The organism is Methylobacterium sp. D48H (assembly GCF_053345715.1).
Window position 1 is genome coordinate 170,005 of record NZ_JBKFAP010000006.1, and the last position, 14,782, is coordinate 184,786.

The window sequence follows — 14,782 nt, forward strand, 5'->3', positions numbered from 1 at the left end:
CGACCGTGACGCCCGGCAACGCCGACCTGCTCCTCGTCGTCGACGTGCAGGTCGACTTCCTGCCGGGCGGGGCGCTCCCCGTCCCGGGGGGCGACGCGGTGATCGGCCCGATCAACGACCTCCAGCACCGCTTCCGGCACGTGGTGCTGATGCAGGACTGGCATCCGGCCGATCACGTCTCCTTCGCCGAGACCCATCCGGGGCGGGCCCCGTTCGAGACCGTGACGCTGCCCTACGGGCCGCAGGTGCTGTGGCCGCGCCACTGCGTCCAGGGCAGCCCCGGGGCCGCCTTCGCGCCGGACCTCGCCACCGACCGGGCGAGCCTGGTGGTGCGCAAGGGGCTGGATCCGCGGGTCGACAGCTACTCGGCCTTCCTGGAAGCCGACCGGGCCACGCGCACCGGCCTCGCCGGGGCGCTCCGGGAGCGCGGCATCACCCGCGTTGCCGTGTGCGGCCTCGCCACCGATTTCTGCGTCGCCTGGAGCGCGCTCGACGCGCGCGACGCGGGGTTCGACGTCCTCGTGGTGGCGGACGCGGTGCGCGGGATCGACGTGGACGGGTCGCTCGCGCGGGCCTGGGCGCGGATGGAGGCGGCGGGCGTCCGCCGGATCGCGGCGGCGGAGATCGGCTGAGGGCGTGCGGGGACCGGGAGGCGAACCGCCGCACGCCGCGCGGGAGACCGGCCCCGCGCCGACGCGTTGGCCCGACATCAGCATCCGACAGGAGCCTGCATGTCATCCAAGCACCCGAAGACCGACACGCCCACGGACGCCGACCTGAAGGGCAATCCCGGGATCGGCACCTCGAAGGGGATGAGCGGCGCCGACCCGGCGGATCTGCAGGCGGATTCGACCTTCGAGGGCGACGTCGACAACGAGACGAAGCTCGATGGCGGCATCGACCCCGACCACCGGCCGCGCAAGAACGCGTGACCGAGAACGCGTGATCGGATGCCCGGGCCGGCGCGGCCCGGGTCGATCTCAGCGACTGCGCGCCGGCGCCTTCGGCCGCTGCGGTGCGGGGGCCGCGGGCCTGGCGCTCGGGCCGCCTGCCGGAACGTAGACCTGGGCCGGGCTCGCGGTGTAGCCCCGGAGCTGGGCCGCGTTGGCGGCCCCGAAAGCGGATGTGCCGTCCGCGCGGGCGGCGCCCGCCGCGAAGGCCGATAGAAGCGCGGCGGCCAGGGCCAGGCGGGCGTGCTTCGGCATCGACAGGGTCCTTGTGTTCGCGCGGGCTCGAGAAACCCTGATCCGGACCGGATCGCTCCGCTCTGCGATCGACCCGGCCTTCCCGACGTGCGGAACCGCACAGGCGCCGTGTCGTGCATGACGGCGGCGGCTCCATCGCTTTCCGGTTGATGCTCCCCCACCGTCGTCGTTGCGAGTGGAGCGAGGCGATCCAGGGCCAGAGCCACGCTGACCGATGTCCTGCTGCCCTGGGTCACTTCGCTGCGCCCGTGATGACGGAGCGTGGGCCTGCCCCGGAGGCCGTGTCAGAGCGCCAGCCCGAGCTGGAGCGGCGCCTCCGGCGCGTCCTGCGCGAAGCCCGACAGCGACACCCCGATCAGCCGCGCGCTGCGGCGCAGCGGGAACAGGCCGGCGAGCAGGTCGAGGCCGATCCGCTCCAGGGCGGCCCGGTCGGCCACCGGCACGGCGAGGGACTTCGCCCGGGTGACCTGCGCGAAATCCGAGAACTTGAGCTTCAGGGTCACGGTCCGGGCGCGCATGCCCTTGGCGTCGGCGCCCGCCCAGACCTTGTCGAACAGCGGCGCCAGCCGGGCGGCCAGGACCTCGAAGGCGGCCGTGTCGTCCGAGAAGGTGGTCTCGGCGCCGATCGACTTGCGCACCCGGTGGGCGCGCACCGGCCGCGCGTCGATGCCCCGGGCGACCGCGTGGTAGTAGGCGCCCGCGGAGCCGAAGGTCTCGCGCAGGCGCTCCGGCGTCCAGGCGCGCAGATCCGCCCCGGTCTCGATCCCGAGCCGCTTCATCTTCGCCTCGGTGACCGGGCCGACGCCGTGGAACCGGCCGATCGGCAGCGCGGCCACGAAGTCCGGCCCCATGGCGGGGGTGATGACGAACAGGGCGTCGGGCTTGCGGTGGTCGGACGCCACCTTGGCGAGGAACTTGTTGTACGAGACCCCGGCCGAGGCGATGAGTCCGGTCCGTTCCAGGATCTCGGCCCGGATCGCCTTCGCCACGGCCGTCGCCGTCGGGAGGCCCTGGAGGTTCTCGGTGACGTCGAGATAGGCCTCGTCGAGGGCCACCGGCTCGATGATGGCCGTGTGCCGGGCGAAGACCGCCCGGATCTCCTCGGAGACCGCCCGGTAGACCTCGAAGCGCGGCTTCACGAACAGCAGGTCCGGGCACAGCCGCCGCGCGGTGGCCGACGGCATGGCGGAGCGGACACCGAATTCTCGGGCCTCGTAGCTCGCAGCGGCCACCACCCCGCGCTCCCGGGAGCCGCCGACCGCCAGCGGCCGGCCGCGCAGCGACGGGTCGTCGCGCTGCTCCACGGAGGCGTAGAACGCGTCCATGTCGATGTGGATGATCTTTCGGAGCGCGACCTCCGGATCCATCGCCGCCTCGGGTCCCGACCAAGTTCCTGATCTGTTCCGAAAGACCGCGCGGGGCGGGCGGGGTCAAGCCGCGCCGGACGCGGCGTCAACAGGAGTCCGCCCGTCGTCGCGAGCGCAGCGAAGCGACGAGAGGGCAGCGCGACGTCCTCGAGCGCAGCGCATCCCTGGATTGCTTCGCTGCGCTCGCAAAGACGGGGTCTGCCGTCAGGCGACGCTGCCGTAGAGGTCGTAGGCCTCGGCCCGGTCGATCTTCACCGTGACAATGTCGCCGACCCGCACCGGGCGCCGGAACGCGGCGTGGACGGTCCCGTCGATCTCCGGCGCGTCGGCCTTGGACCGGCCCCGCGCCACCCCGCCCTCGACGGAATCGACGATGACGGGCAGCCGCTTGCCGACCTTGGCCCGCTGCAGCCGGAGCGCGATGCCGTTCTGGGTCTCCATGAACCGGCGCTTGCGCTCGGCCTTCACCGCCGGCGGCACGAGGTCGCCCAGCGCGTTGGCGGTGGCGCCGGCCACCGGCTCGTACTCGAAGCAGCCGACCCGATCGAGCTTGGCCTCCTGCAACCAGGCCAGCAGCTCCTCGAACTCGGCCTCGGTCTCGCCGGGGAAGCCGACGATGAAGGTCGAGCGGATCGCGAGATCCGGGCAGGTCTGCCGCCAGCTGCGGATCCGGTCGAGCTGGCGCTCCTGGTTGCCGGGGCGGCGCATGCGCTTGAGCACGGAGGGGCTCGCGTGCTGGAGCGGCATGTCGAGGTAGGGCAGCACCTTGCCCTCGGCCATCAGCGGGATGACCTCGTCCACGTGCGGGTAGGGGTAGACGTAGTGCAGCCGCACCCAGGCGCCGAGCTCGCCGAGTTCCCGGGTCAGGTCGTAGAACTTGGCGCGGACCTGGCGGTCGCGCCACGGGCTCTCACTGTAGCGGATATCGACGCCGTAGGCGCTGGTGTCCTGGCTGACGACCAGCAGCTCCTTCACGCCGGCCTTCACCAGCTTCTCGGCCTCGCGCAGCACGTCGGCGGCGGAGCGGCTGACGAGGTTCCCGCGCAAGCTCGGGATGATGCAGAAGCTGCAGCGGTTGCTGCACCCCTCCGAGATCTTCAGGTAGGCGTAGTGGCGCGGGGTGAGCTTGATCCCCTGCGGCGGCACGAGGTCGAGGAACGGGTCGTGGGCCGGCGGCACCGCCTCGTGGACGGCCGCCACCACCGACTCGTAGGCCTGGGGCCCGGTCACCGCCAGGAGGTCGGGGTATTTCTCGCGGATCTCCTCCGGCTGCGCGCCCATGCAGCCGGTGACGATGACGCGGCCGTTCTCCGCCATGGCCTCGCCGATGGCCGAGAGCGACTCCGCCTTGGCGGAATCGAGGAAGCCGCAGGTGTTGACGATCACCACGTCGGCGCCGTCGTGCCGCCGGGCCAGCTCGTACCCCTCGGCGCGCAGGTGGGTGAGGATCCGCTCGGAATCGACCAGCGCCTTCGGGCAGCCCAGCGAGACGAACGAGATTTTCGGGGCGGCGCCGGGAGCGGGGCCGCGGGGAGCGGGCGTGGCGGTCATGGCATTCGGGTCGGACAGTCCGGCGGGGCGATCGGCCGCCCGGCGCGCGGGACCAGGAATTCGGGGTCGGGACCCTATACAGGCTCCCGCGCCTCCGCGCGAGGCCGGCCGCCGCAGAGGTGCCCGGCCCTGCGCGCGAGCCTGAGCCCGGGCGCGGATCCTATCGTAACGGCAGAGCTTTGCGGCAGGCTCCTCAGACCCCACATCAGGCCTGGGCGGCGCGGCCCTGCGCCCCGGACACGGCCCGCCCGCGCGCGGCGGCGGGGCCTGCGTGGAACTGCCGCTTCCCCCGCGGCATCGCCTGTGCGACGGCAGCGGATGACGCACAGCCCGAGGATAACGGCCCCGAACCCGGTCATGTGGACCCGAGAGATCCCCTTCATCGATCCCGTCGCGGCGGCGGCCCGGCTGCGCGCCCTGCCGGGGCTCGCCTTCCTCGACAGCGCCATGCGGCACGACCCGCTGGGGCGGCACTCGATCGTGGCCGCCGACCCGTTCGCGCGGTTCCGCTACCGCGACGGGCGCGCGACCCTCGACGGGAGGCCGGTGGCGGGCGGCCCGATGGCCGCGCTCCGGGCCTGCCTCGAACCCTACCGGCTCGAGGCCGGGCCGGAGCCGTTCCCCGGCGGGGCGATCGGGTACCTCGCCTACGATCTCGGCGCGGCGCTGGAGCGGGTGGCGCCGCCCGCCCGGCGGGCGGGGCTCACCGACGACATCGCGCTGAACCTCTACGACACCGCGCTGGTCGTCGACCACGCCGCCGGCACGGGCCGGCTCGTCGCCACGGGTTTCCCCGAGACCGCGCCGGACGCGCGGCGGGCCCGCGCGGAGGCGCGGCTCGCCCGCTTCGCCGACCTGCTCGGCGGCGCGGAGCCGCCGGTCCCGGCCCCCGCCCGGCCGGCCCAGCCGCTCGCGTGGCGCTCGAACTTCGACCGCCAAAGCTATGAAGAAGCAGTCGAAAAGGTCCGCGCCTATATCCGGGCCGGCGACATCTACCAGGCTAACATCGCCCAGCGCTTCGTCGCCGACCTGCCGGCCGGCTTCGACCCGTTCGCCCTCTACCGGCGGCTGCGCGAGACCAACCCGGCGACCTTCGGGGCCTACCTGGAACAGGAGGGCCTGACCGTCGCCTCGTCCTCGCCGGAGCGGTTCATCCGCCTCGACGGGCGGCACGTGGAGACGCGCCCGATCAAGGGCACCGCCCGCCGCCTCGACGACCCGGCGGCCGACCGGGCGGCGGCCGAGGCGCTCCAGGCCAGCGTCAAGGAGCGGGCTGAGAACGTCATGATCGTCGACCTGCTGCGCAACGACCTGTCGCGGGTCTGCGCGCCGGGCAGCGTCGCCGTGCCGACCCTGTGCGGCCTGGAGACCTACGCCAACGTCCACCATCTGGTGTCGGTGGTGACCGGCGACCTCCGCGACGGGCTCGACGCCCTCGACCTCCTGGAAGGGACCTTCCCGGGCGGCTCGATCACGGGCGCGCCGAAGATCCGCGCCATGGACATCATCACGGAGATCGAGGGCGACGCGCGGGAACTCTACTGCGGCGCCATCGGCCGGATCGGCTTCGACGGGGCGCTCGACACGTCGATCGCGATCCGCACCGTGTTCATGGACGACCGGCAGGCGGTCCTGCAGGCCGGGGGCGGGGTGACGCTGCTGTCGGAGCCCGGCCCGGAATACGACGAGACCCTGGCCAAGGCCGCCCGCGTGTTCGAGGCCTTCGCATGATCCTCGTCCTCGACAATTACGACTCGTTCGTCTTCAACGTCGTCCGTTACCTAGAGGAGCTCGGCGAGACGGTCCGGGTCGTGCGCAACGACGCGCTGGACGTCCCCGGCATCCGGGCGCTGGAGCCGGAGGCCCTGGTGGTCTCGCCCGGGCCCTGCACCCCCGCGGAGGCCGGGATCTCCCTGCCGGCGATCCGCGACCTGTCGGGCGCGGTGCCGATCCTCGGCGTCTGCCTCGGCCATCAGGCGATCGGCGCGGCCTTCGGCGGCACGGTCGCGCGGGCACAGCGCCCCCTCCACGGGCAGATGACGCCGATCGCCCATACCGGCGAGCGCCTGTTTTCCGGAATCCCGGCGCCGATGCCGGTCGGGCGCTACCACTCGCTGGTCGTGAATCCCGGCCCCGACATGGAAAGACACCTCTCGGTCGACGCGGTCTCGCAGGAGGGGGAGGTGATGGCGCTGTCGCACCGGACTCACCCGACCTACGGCATCCAGTTCCACCCGGAATCGGTCCTGACCGAGGGCGGCCACGCCCTGTTCGCCAATTTCCTAGATCTCGCCCGCGCGTGGCGGGAGAGGCCGGAGGGGCGCCGCGATGCTGTGGCGTGACGGGGCGCCTCTGCCCGGAACCACGGCTCCGCTCGACCACACCGACCGCGGCCTGACGCTCGGCGACGGCCTGTTCGACACCGCACTGGCGCTCGGCGGCCGCGTCGCCTTCGAGGACGCCCATATCGCCCGGCTCGTGGCCTCCGCGGAGACGCTGGGGATCCCGGCCGAACCCGAGCGGATCCGTGCGGCCATGCGGGACCTCGCGGGGCAGGGGGAGCGGCTCGCGATCCGGACCACGCTGACGCGCGGCTCCGGCCCGCGCGGCCTGAGGCCGCCGGACGCGCCGAACCCGACCCTGTTCGCCACCGCGGCCGCGAGCGCCAGGGCCGCGTCCTTCGCGCCCCTGCGCCTGTGGCCGACGGCCATCGCCCGCAACGACACCTCCCCCGCCGCCCGCCTGAAGACGCTGGGCTATCTCGACGCGGTGCTGGCCGCCCGCGAGGCCGCCGCCGCGGGGTTCGACGAGGCGCTGTTCCGCAACACCCGGGGCCGCGTCGCCTGCGCGGGCACCGGCAATCTCTTCGCCCTGTTCGGCGCCAATCTGGTGACGCCCCCGCTCGGGGACGGCGTGCTCGCCGGCATCGTGCGGGCGGAGGTGCTGGGTCTCGCCGCCGGATGCGGGCTGCGGGCCGAGGAACGGTCGCTCGGCCTGCCCGATCTCCTCGGCGCGGAGGCCGTGTTCCTGACCAACTCCCTGCGGCTCCTGGCCCCCGTGACGGCCGTCGGCGACACGGCCTTCCCGAGCGCCGGCCCGGGCGCCGGCCATCCGGCGGTGACCCGCCTCGTGGCGGCCCTGCGCGCCCGCGTGGCGCAGGCCTGCGGCGTCACGGAGGACGCGGTCGCGTGACCGAGGGAGCGATCGAGGGGGCAATCGAGGGGTCAATCGAGACTTGGCGGCGCCGGCTGCGCTACGCGCTCGCGGCGATCTACGGGTTCATCGGCGTGGTCCACCTCGTGGCGACCGACGCGATGCTGCCGCTCATGCCCGACTGGGTGCCGCAGCCGCGGCTCGTCATCCTGGCGACCGGCCTGTGCGAGATCGCCGGCGCGGTCGGCCTCCTCACCGGGCGGGTCCGCCGGGCGGCCGCGCTCGGCCTCGCCCTCTACGCGGTCTGCGTCTACCCGGCGAACCTCAAGCACGCGTTCGAGCACGTCCACGTCGAGGGCATCCCGGATTCCTGGTGGTACCACGGGCCGCGGCTCGCGTTTCAGCCGGTCTTCGTCTGGGCGGCGCTCTGGGCCGGCGGCCTGATCGACTGGCCGTTCGGCGGCCGCCGCAGATCCGCCGAGGCCGCGACCGGGATCTCCGGTGATCCGGCACGGCCGCCGAAAGGTCCGGCTCCCGACGCGCCGGCAACCATCCGCGAACCTTGATCACAGGATCCCGGGATCCCCGGATCCCGGCAGGCTTTGATCCCAGGATCCTGGCCGATCGACCGGCCGGAAGCCGCCGCGCGGGCCGGAAGACCGGTCGGCCCGGCGGCGATACGGGCGGACGACATGCCGAAGCGCCGCGACCCGGGCCGATCGCCCCCGCCTCCGCCGGACGCGGTGCCGGAGACCGTGCCGGACCGCGACGCGGTGGAGCGCGCCCTGGAAACGGTCCTCGACCGCCTGCGCCCGAAGCCGGGCGGCGCGCCGCGGGGCAGCCGGAAGCCGCGCCCGGACGGGGCGGGCGGCTGAGCCCCGAAAGGTTCCTCCACAGGGCGAAGATATCGCCCGGATACGGCCGGCCGGACCGGAGTTCCCCGGAGGACGCCGCCGAACCCGGCGCGCGGACCCCAGCGGAGACAGACCGAATGGCCAAGCAGAAGACGCTGCAGGACGCCTTCTACGAGACCCTGAAGGACGTCTACTACGCCGAGAAGCAGTCGGTGAAAGCCCTCAAGAAATCCGCCAAGGCGGCGGAGCACGACGAGCTGCGCCAGGCCTTCGAGACCCATGCCGAGGAGAGCGCCCAGCAGGTGGAGCGCCTGACGCAGGTCTTCGAGATCATCGGGAAGCCGGCCCGGGCCAAGACCTGCGAGGCGATGCAGGGCATCGTCTCGGAGATGGAGGAGGATCTCGACGACTTCGCCGACAGCCCGGCCGCCGACGCGGTGCTGGCCGCCTGCGCCCAGGCGGTGGAGCATTACGAGATCGCCCGCTACGGCACCCTGAAGACCTGGGCGGCCCAGCTCGGCTACGCGGACGCCGCCGAGCTCTTGGACGAGACCCTGCAGGAGGAGAAGCGGACCGACGCGCTGCTCTCGAAGATCGCGGAGTCGATCAACGCCGCGGGCGAGCCCGGCGGAGCGGAGCCGGACGCGGAGGCGTCGAAGGGCAGGGGCAGGAAGGCCGCCTGACCGCGTTCCGGCCGCGCGGGCGGGCCGGCGCCCCCGGGCGCCGGTTCGCCGCGGCCCGGGCCGGCGGCGTCAGTTCGCCTTCTCGATGGCGCTCAGCGGCGTCCAGTAGCAGCGATCCTGGGTGTCCTTCAGGGCGAGGCAGCCGTAGCTCATCGTCCGGGACTCGAGCCGTACCTCCTCGCCGGGCTTGAACGACCGGCACTCGCCGCTGGCGAGGCTGCCCTGCAGCAGCTGGCCGAACCCGGACTCGTCGCCCGCCATGACCAGCTTGAACAGGCGGTCCGTGACCTCCTGGGTGTGGCACCCGAACCGCTCCTGGAGGATGGTCTCGGCCGCGGCCGGCCGGGACAGGGCGGCGGTGACGGCGAGGACGGCGAGGGCGGGCAGGGCGAAGCGCATGCGCGGAACATATCCGCGCGCCGCGACGTGTCGAGCCCTCGCCGCGCGGGGGAGCCGCGGAGGATCGCCGCGAAGGCAGCCAGCCCGGTCGGGCGGCGCGTCCGGGCGAGGGCCGATCCGCGCTACCCGGCGACGGGCCTGACCACGACGTCCTCGGCGTAGACGAGGGTTGCCATGACGCCGGACCGGATCCGATCGAAGACCGCGTCGAGATCCCCGACGCTCTGCATCAGCACGGCGCACGAGAGGGCGACGATCTGCGGGGTGCGCTCCGTCCCTTCGGCGAGGAACTCGCGGATCGCGTCGACGAGGGACGCGGTGGCGTCCGCCTCCGCGGAGACGTCGAGGACGTGCAGGCAATCCTGCCGCAGGGACACGAGATCGCCGTCCACGACCGAGACCCATTGCCGGTTGTGATCGTAGATGAGCCAGCGCACCGACCCCGCCGCCACGGGGGCCAGTCCCGCGAGGTAGCGCCGAGCGGCCGCGTCGTCGAACATGGCACGGGTTTAACGCCCGCCCGCCGGAACGCCAACGCGTCGGATCACCGTTTCGGAGCCCGACGGATCCGCCGCGACGAGCCGGCATCTCGGGCCGCGAGCGAGCGGGCAGGGCGGGGCGGGGCGGCCTGACAGCGCCGCTACGCCTGTCCCGCCGCCTCGTCGCGCTTGGCCGCCTGCCACGCCGCCTCCATGGCGGCGAGGTCGGAGCGGCCGAGGGCGCCCCCGGACGCCGCGAGATGGCGCGCCATGGCGGCGAAGCGGCGCTCGAACTTGGCGGTGCCGTCGCGCAGGGCCGTCTCCGGGTCGATCCCGGCGTGCCGCGCGAGGTTCGCCACCGAGAACAGGAGGTCGCCGATCTCCTCGGACAGGGCCTCCGGGTCGCCCGCCGCCAGGGCCTCGGCGACCTCGTCGGTCTCCTCGCGGACCTTGTCGACGACCTGGGCGGCGTCGTCCCAGTCGAAGCCGTAGGCGGCCGCCCGCCGGGAGATCTTCTCCGCCCGGGCGAGGGCCGGCAGCGCCCGCGCGACGCCGCCGAGGGGGTCGGGCGCCGGGTCCGGCGCGAGCCCCGCGTCCCGCCGCTCCGCCTGCCGGGCCGCCCGCTCCTGCGCCTTGATCGCCGCCCACTGGGCCTCGACCGCCGCGGGGTCGCGCAGGGGCGAGCCGGCGGGCAGGGGCGCGCCGTCCGGGGTGAAGACGTGGGGATGGCGCCGGATCAGCTTGTCGCCGATGGCGCGGGCCACGTCGTCGAACGCGAAGGCGCCCCGCTCCTCGGCCATGCGGGCGTGGAACACCACCTGGAGCAGCAGGTCGCCGAGCTCGTCGCGCAGGTCGCGGAGGTCGCCCCGCGCCACCGCGTCGGCGACCTCGTAGGCCTCCTCGATCGTGTAGGGCACGATGGTGGCGAAGCTCTGCGCCACGTCCCAGGGGCAGCCGGCGACGGGATCGCGCAGGGTCGCCATCAGGCGCAGGAGCCGGCCCAGGGGCGCCTCCGTGGCGGGATCGGCGTCCCGCCCCGCCTTCGCCCCGGACCGGTCCGCGTCGCGTGTCTCGCTCATGCGGACGGGGTTAGAGCATGGCGCGGCGCAGGGAAATGCGTCTCGCGGATCGCCGGTCCTCAGCGCAGGGCCTCAGACCCGGCTCGGGTCGCGCTCGCGCACCTGCTCGGCCTGCAGGCCGTTCAGGTAGCCGGTGAGGCGGCCGCTGACCGCCGGGTCGGCGCACTGCACCCAGAGCGGCGCCGGGAGGGCGCGGACGGGCAGGCGCAGCAGGAAGGCCTCGGCCGAGAGGGCCGCCTCCCGCTCGGAGGCGGCGGCCAGGAGGCGCGCCCCCGCCTTCGTGCCGATCAGGATCGCGATCGTGCTCATGGCAGCTCTCCCGGCAGCGCTCTCGGCCTCTCCGGGCCGCGCCCGTGCGGGACAACGGCGCGCGGGCCGCGGGCGTTGCACGGCGCGCCAATCTGCGTGGCCCTCAGCTCGTCGGCCGGACGCAGAGCGGCTCCCGGGCCAGCGCCAGGGTGAACGACCACAGGATCCGGCCGAGGGAATCGGTCAGCACCGCCCCGGTCAGGAGCATGTTGGCGGCGGTCCGGCACAGGTCGCGGGCGCGGCGGATCGCCGCCTCCGCGTCGTCCGCCTCCAGGCGGTCGCTGGCGAAGGCGAGGCCGCAGCGGCCGTCCGCGTGCTCGAGGGTGCGTCGGAGGTGATAGGCCGGCATCGCTTGGACCCACGCGAGGCGAATCACCGGCCGCCCGCGGCGCGGGCGGGAGCCGGCTGGCCAAGCTAGCGGCCCGGCGCGGGCCCGCGACTGATCCAGATCAAGCCGACGCGCATCCGCCGCCGTCCGGTCACGTCCCGGTGTCGCAGGCTGTCGCAGGGTACGCCCGCCGCCGGCGGCCGCTGCGGGAGGTCCGCGCGAGACCGTGCCGGGTCTTGTTCCAGCGCAGCGGCGCCCGGACCAGCTCGATCAGCGCCAGCCACGCGGCGAGGCTGACCAGCAGGAAGTAGACCGGCATCCACGGGACCGACCGGGCGAGGTCCCCCCAGCCGCGCCGGGCGCAGCCGACGAGGGCGGGCAGGACCAGGGCGGCGAGCCCCGTCCCGAACAGCGTGATGGCGAGCCCCGTGGAGAGGTTGTCCAGGAAGACGGGGGCAACCGGGATGTCCCGGACCAGGAAGGACCACGCCGCCGCGGCGAGGCAGGCCGGGTAGGCGAGCGCCGAGACCACCGTCCCGGGGACCAGGGCGGCGGCGCAGAGCGTCTCCAGGCCGCCGAGCCTGCGGGCGTTGGCCAGCGGGTGCCGCCCGTGGGTGAGGCTCGTCTGGACCAGGCCCTTCAGCCAGCGGGTGCGCTGGCCGAGCCAGGGCCCGAGGCGGGCCGGCGCCTCCTCGAAGGTGGGGCTGGGAAGGTCGCCGACGGTGTAGCCCGCCAGCGCGAGGCGCAGGCCGAGATCCGCGTCCTCGGTGACGTTGTGGGCGTCCCAGCCGTGCAGCGCCCGCACCACGTCGGTGCGCAGGTGCATCGAGGTGCCGCCCAGCGGGACCGGCAGGCCGCAGCGGGCGAAGGCCGGGTTCAGCACGTCGAACAGCCCGGCATATTCGAGGGCGAAGGCACGGGCGAGGCGCGAATCGCCGGCATTGTCGATCACGAGCCGCCCCTGGAGGCAGGCGGTCCGCGCGGGTAGGCGCGCGAACAGGGCGGCCGCCAGCCGCAGTTGCCCGGGATCGGGCACGTCCTCGGCGTCGTAGACCGTGATCAGGGTGCCGCGGGCCAGCGGCAGCGCGGCGTTGAGCGCCCGCGGCTTGGTGCGCGGGCTGCCCGGCGGCACCGTGATCACCTCGAACCGGGCCGGGAGGGTGTCGCGGGGGAGAGCCGCGGCGGTCTCCGCGTCGTCCGCCTCGAGCAGCAGCTTGATGTCGAGCTTGGCGGCCGGATAGTCGAGGGCGGAGAGCGCCCTGAGCAGGTCCGGCACCACCGCCGCCTCGCGGTGGAGGGGGACGAGGATCGTGTAGACCGGCAGGTCGGCCTCGGCGAGGGGCACCACCGCCTCCGCGGCGACCGGAGCCGCGATGGCGAGGGCCGCGATCCGCAGGGTCGCCATGGCCAGGAACAGGACCTGCCCGGCCGTCATCACCGCGCGCGCCAGCGGGGCCGGCAGCGCCGCGCACAGGCAGAGCGCGGCGGTCCCGCCGAGGGCGAGGACCAGCAGCCAGCGGAAGGCCGGCTCGGGGGCGGCCGCCCACTCGGGGCCGTGCCGCCGCAGGTCGTGCGCCGCGTGATCCGCCACCTGCCCGGGCACGGACGCGAACACGGCCTCGCGCAGGCGGGTGGGGCTGGTGATCGCCGGCACGGCGGCGTGGCCAGCGGCGCGGCCGGCGGCGTCGAGGAGGTCCGCGATCGCCCGCCCGCGGGGCGCCAGGACCCAGGGCGCCACCGCGCCCGGCGCCAGCGGCGCGAGGCCGGCCACGAGGCTGTCGGGGAAGCGCAGGCCCAGGCCGAACGGGATCGGGCCGTCGAGGTAGGGGGCGCCGAGCGCCCGGGCCAGGGCCGCGTAGTAGGCCGATTCCGCGATCAGGCCGGCATTCATCAGCGCGGTCGCCGCGTCGGTCCCGGCCGCGGTCGCCGCGGCGGCGGCCCGGGCCAGCAGCCGCGCGTCGACGCCCTCGTCCAGCAGGAAGGCGATCTCCGGCGGCAGGCCCTCCGGCCCCGCGGGCGGGCGCTGGAACGACACGCCGCGCGCTCCCCCGGCGGCCCGAGGACGTGGTAGAGGAGGGGGGTGAGCCAGTCCCCGCCCCCGCGCTCCGAGAGGAGCACCGCCCCGTCCCCGTCGTCAAGAGGCGATAGGACAGCCATCCCATCCCGGATCGCGGCGGCCGCGGTCGCGGCGCTCCTCGCGGGGCCGGCCGCCGCCGCGGCGCCCCCGGCCGCGCCGGCCACGGGCGTCACCGCCACCCCCGCCGTCACGATCCCGGATTTCTGGAACCCGCGCAGCCGGGGCGAGCGTGTGGAGGCGCCGCAGACCGGCCGGGCGGTCCGCTTCCTCACGGACGACGAGTTCCCGCCGCTGCACTTCGCCGGCCCCGACGGCAACCCGACGGGCTTCGTGGTCGAGCTCGCCCGGGCGGTCTGCGAGAAGCTGACGATCACCTGCACGGTGCAGGCGCGCCGCTTCGACACCCTGCTCGACGCCCTCGACGGCAAGCAGGGCGACGTGGTCGCGGCCGCCATCCCGCTGACCGCGTCCCTGCGGTCGCGATTCCTGGCGACGCGGCCGTATTTCCGCTGGCCGGCGCGCTTCGCGGCCCGGACCGACAAGGGCCTGCCGGTCCCCTCCGCGGCGGCGCTCGCCGGCCATAGCGTCGGGGTCATCGCCGGCAGCGCCCACGCGGCCTACCTCAAGGCGTTCTTCCCGAAGGCCGTACCGAAGGACTTCACCGATCTCACGGCGGCCGAGAGCGCGCTCAAGCGCGGCGAGATCGACTACCTGTTCGCCGACGGCCTCAACCTCGCCCTGTTCGTCGGCGGCCAGGACGCGGAGAGTTGCTGCGCGCTCACCGGCGGCGACTACCTCGAGAACCGCTATTTCGGGGAGGGGATCGGCCTGATCACCCGCCAGGAGGACGCCGCCCTCTCCCGGGCGCTGGACGACGCGCTCCAGCGGGTCTGGGACGACGGCAAGTACACCGAGCTGTACCTGCGGTTCTTCCCCGTCAGCCCGTTCTGAGGGCTTTCGTCGCCACCAGGAATGGGGATCCTGCTGCCGGGCTTCGGTTGTCGGACGGCACGCGGACGGCACCGTGGCGGATCTGCTCGAGCAGGCGGTGGCGAAGGCGCGACCCGTCCCCGGACCTCCAGGACGAGAGCGCCCGGCTCATGCTGGCCTTCGCGGGGGACGAGGCCCCGGTTTACCGGTTCAACCCGGAGGAAGAGGCGGAACTCGACGAATCCGGGGCCGCCGAGGCGCGCGGCGATCGCGCCACCGATGCGGAGATCCGCGCCATCTGGGCCAAGGTTCGGCGCCGAGAGCCTGTTCGACGCGGGACTTCCCCTCCTCGCCCTCATCCTGAGGTG

The 14,782-nt window shown here is 74.4% G+C and carries 18 protein-coding genes; 9 read left to right on the forward strand and 9 right to left on the reverse strand.

All coding sequences use genetic code 11. The features are described from left to right. Positions 1–5: 5 nt before the first annotated feature. Together pncA and ACLBX8_RS13825 are read left to right on the forward strand one after the other, a co-directional pair. Positions 6–632, forward strand: a complete 627-nt coding sequence (pncA, locus tag ACLBX8_RS13820) for a bifunctional nicotinamidase/pyrazinamidase (RefSeq protein ID WP_042672749.1) — start codon at positions 6–8, stop codon at positions 630–632. 99 nt (positions 633–731) lie between these two features. Then, positions 732–932, forward strand: coding sequence for a hypothetical protein (locus ACLBX8_RS13825; protein WP_020093291.1), 201 nt, complete (start codon positions 732–734; stop codon positions 930–932). A gap of 48 nt (positions 933–980) precedes the next feature. On the opposite strand, the gene ACLBX8_RS13830 is transcribed toward ACLBX8_RS13825, so the two are convergent. The 3 genes from ACLBX8_RS13830 to rimO form a co-directional block, all read right to left on the reverse strand. Next, positions 981–1,205, reverse strand: coding sequence for a hypothetical protein (locus ACLBX8_RS13830; RefSeq protein WP_132367652.1), 225 nt, complete (start codon positions 1,203–1,205; stop codon positions 981–983). A gap of 284 nt (positions 1,206–1,489) precedes the next feature. After that, positions 1,490–2,572 carry a DNA polymerase IV gene (gene dinB, locus ACLBX8_RS13835; protein WP_447699577.1) on the reverse strand — a complete coding sequence of 361 codons (1,083 nt, stop codon included), beginning with the start codon at positions 2,570–2,572 and terminating at the stop codon, positions 1,490–1,492. Between the two features lie 204 nt (positions 2,573–2,776). After that, complete coding sequence (gene rimO, locus ACLBX8_RS13840) at positions 2,777–4,123, reverse strand: 30S ribosomal protein S12 methylthiotransferase RimO (RefSeq protein ID WP_447699578.1); 1,347 nt, start codon at positions 4,121–4,123, stop codon at positions 2,777–2,779. A gap of 357 nt (positions 4,124–4,480) precedes the next feature. On the opposite strand from rimO, the gene pabB reads away from it, so the two are divergent. From pabB to ACLBX8_RS13870, 6 genes are all read left to right on the forward strand, one after another. Continuing rightward, positions 4,481–5,854, forward strand: a complete 1,374-nt coding sequence (pabB, locus tag ACLBX8_RS13845) for an aminodeoxychorismate synthase component I (RefSeq protein ID WP_447699579.1) — start codon at positions 4,481–4,483, stop codon at positions 5,852–5,854. Further along, positions 5,851–6,465 (forward strand): anthranilate synthase component II, encoded by a 615-nt coding sequence (locus ACLBX8_RS13850; protein ID WP_042672743.1) that lies wholly within the window; start codon positions 5,851–5,853, stop codon positions 6,463–6,465. The genes pabB and ACLBX8_RS13850 overlap by 4 nt, the downstream gene beginning before the upstream one ends. After that, the gene (locus ACLBX8_RS13855) at positions 6,452–7,315 is read left to right on the forward strand and encodes an aminotransferase class IV (RefSeq protein WP_447715321.1); all 864 of its coding nucleotides are present in this window, start codon (positions 6,452–6,454) and stop codon (positions 7,313–7,315) included. Before ACLBX8_RS13850 ends, ACLBX8_RS13855 begins: the two co-directional genes overlap by 14 nt. Further along, positions 7,312–7,842 (forward strand): DoxX family protein, encoded by a 531-nt coding sequence (locus ACLBX8_RS13860; RefSeq protein ID WP_447715322.1) that lies wholly within the window; start codon positions 7,312–7,314, stop codon positions 7,840–7,842. The genes ACLBX8_RS13855 and ACLBX8_RS13860 overlap by 4 nt, the downstream gene beginning before the upstream one ends. A gap of 126 nt (positions 7,843–7,968) precedes the next feature. Beyond that, the gene (locus ACLBX8_RS13865; RefSeq protein WP_026604943.1) at positions 7,969–8,151 is read left to right on the forward strand and encodes a hypothetical protein; all 183 of its coding nucleotides are present in this window, start codon (positions 7,969–7,971) and stop codon (positions 8,149–8,151) included. Between the two features lie 116 nt (positions 8,152–8,267). Continuing rightward, complete coding sequence (locus ACLBX8_RS13870; protein WP_447681766.1) at positions 8,268–8,813, forward strand: YciE/YciF ferroxidase family protein; 546 nt, start codon at positions 8,268–8,270, stop codon at positions 8,811–8,813. Positions 8,814–8,882: 69 nt separating this feature from the next. On the opposite strand, the gene ACLBX8_RS13875 is transcribed toward ACLBX8_RS13870, so the two are convergent. From ACLBX8_RS13875 to ACLBX8_RS13900, 6 genes are all read right to left on the reverse strand, one after another. Next, entirely contained in the window at positions 8,883–9,212 is a 330-nt protein-coding gene (locus ACLBX8_RS13875) for a hypothetical protein (RefSeq protein WP_447681767.1), read from the reverse strand. Positions 9,213–9,334: 122 nt separating this feature from the next. Further along, the gene (locus ACLBX8_RS13880; RefSeq protein WP_091677477.1) at positions 9,335–9,712 is read right to left on the reverse strand and encodes a hypothetical protein; all 378 of its coding nucleotides are present in this window, start codon (positions 9,710–9,712) and stop codon (positions 9,335–9,337) included. Between the two features lie 140 nt (positions 9,713–9,852). Continuing rightward, complete coding sequence (gene mazG / locus ACLBX8_RS13885; protein WP_447715323.1) at positions 9,853–10,770, reverse strand: nucleoside triphosphate pyrophosphohydrolase; 918 nt, start codon at positions 10,768–10,770, stop codon at positions 9,853–9,855. Positions 10,771–10,842: 72 nt separating this feature from the next. Further along, positions 10,843–11,079 (reverse strand): hypothetical protein, encoded by a 237-nt coding sequence (locus tag ACLBX8_RS13890; RefSeq protein ID WP_056523116.1) that lies wholly within the window; start codon positions 11,077–11,079, stop codon positions 10,843–10,845. 103 nt (positions 11,080–11,182) lie between these two features. Continuing rightward, positions 11,183–11,428, reverse strand: a complete 246-nt coding sequence (locus ACLBX8_RS13895) for a hypothetical protein (protein ID WP_042672728.1) — start codon at positions 11,426–11,428, stop codon at positions 11,183–11,185. Between the two features lie 130 nt (positions 11,429–11,558). Then, positions 11,559–13,442 (reverse strand): glycosyltransferase family 2 protein, encoded by a 1,884-nt coding sequence (locus ACLBX8_RS13900; protein WP_447715324.1) that lies wholly within the window; start codon positions 13,440–13,442, stop codon positions 11,559–11,561. A gap of 45 nt (positions 13,443–13,487) precedes the next feature. Between ACLBX8_RS13900 and ACLBX8_RS13905 the strand changes: the two genes are divergently transcribed. Further along, positions 13,488–14,435, forward strand: a complete 948-nt coding sequence (locus tag ACLBX8_RS13905) for a transporter substrate-binding domain-containing protein (protein ID WP_447715325.1) — start codon at positions 13,488–13,490, stop codon at positions 14,433–14,435. The last annotated feature ends 347 nt before the right edge of the window (positions 14,436–14,782 follow it).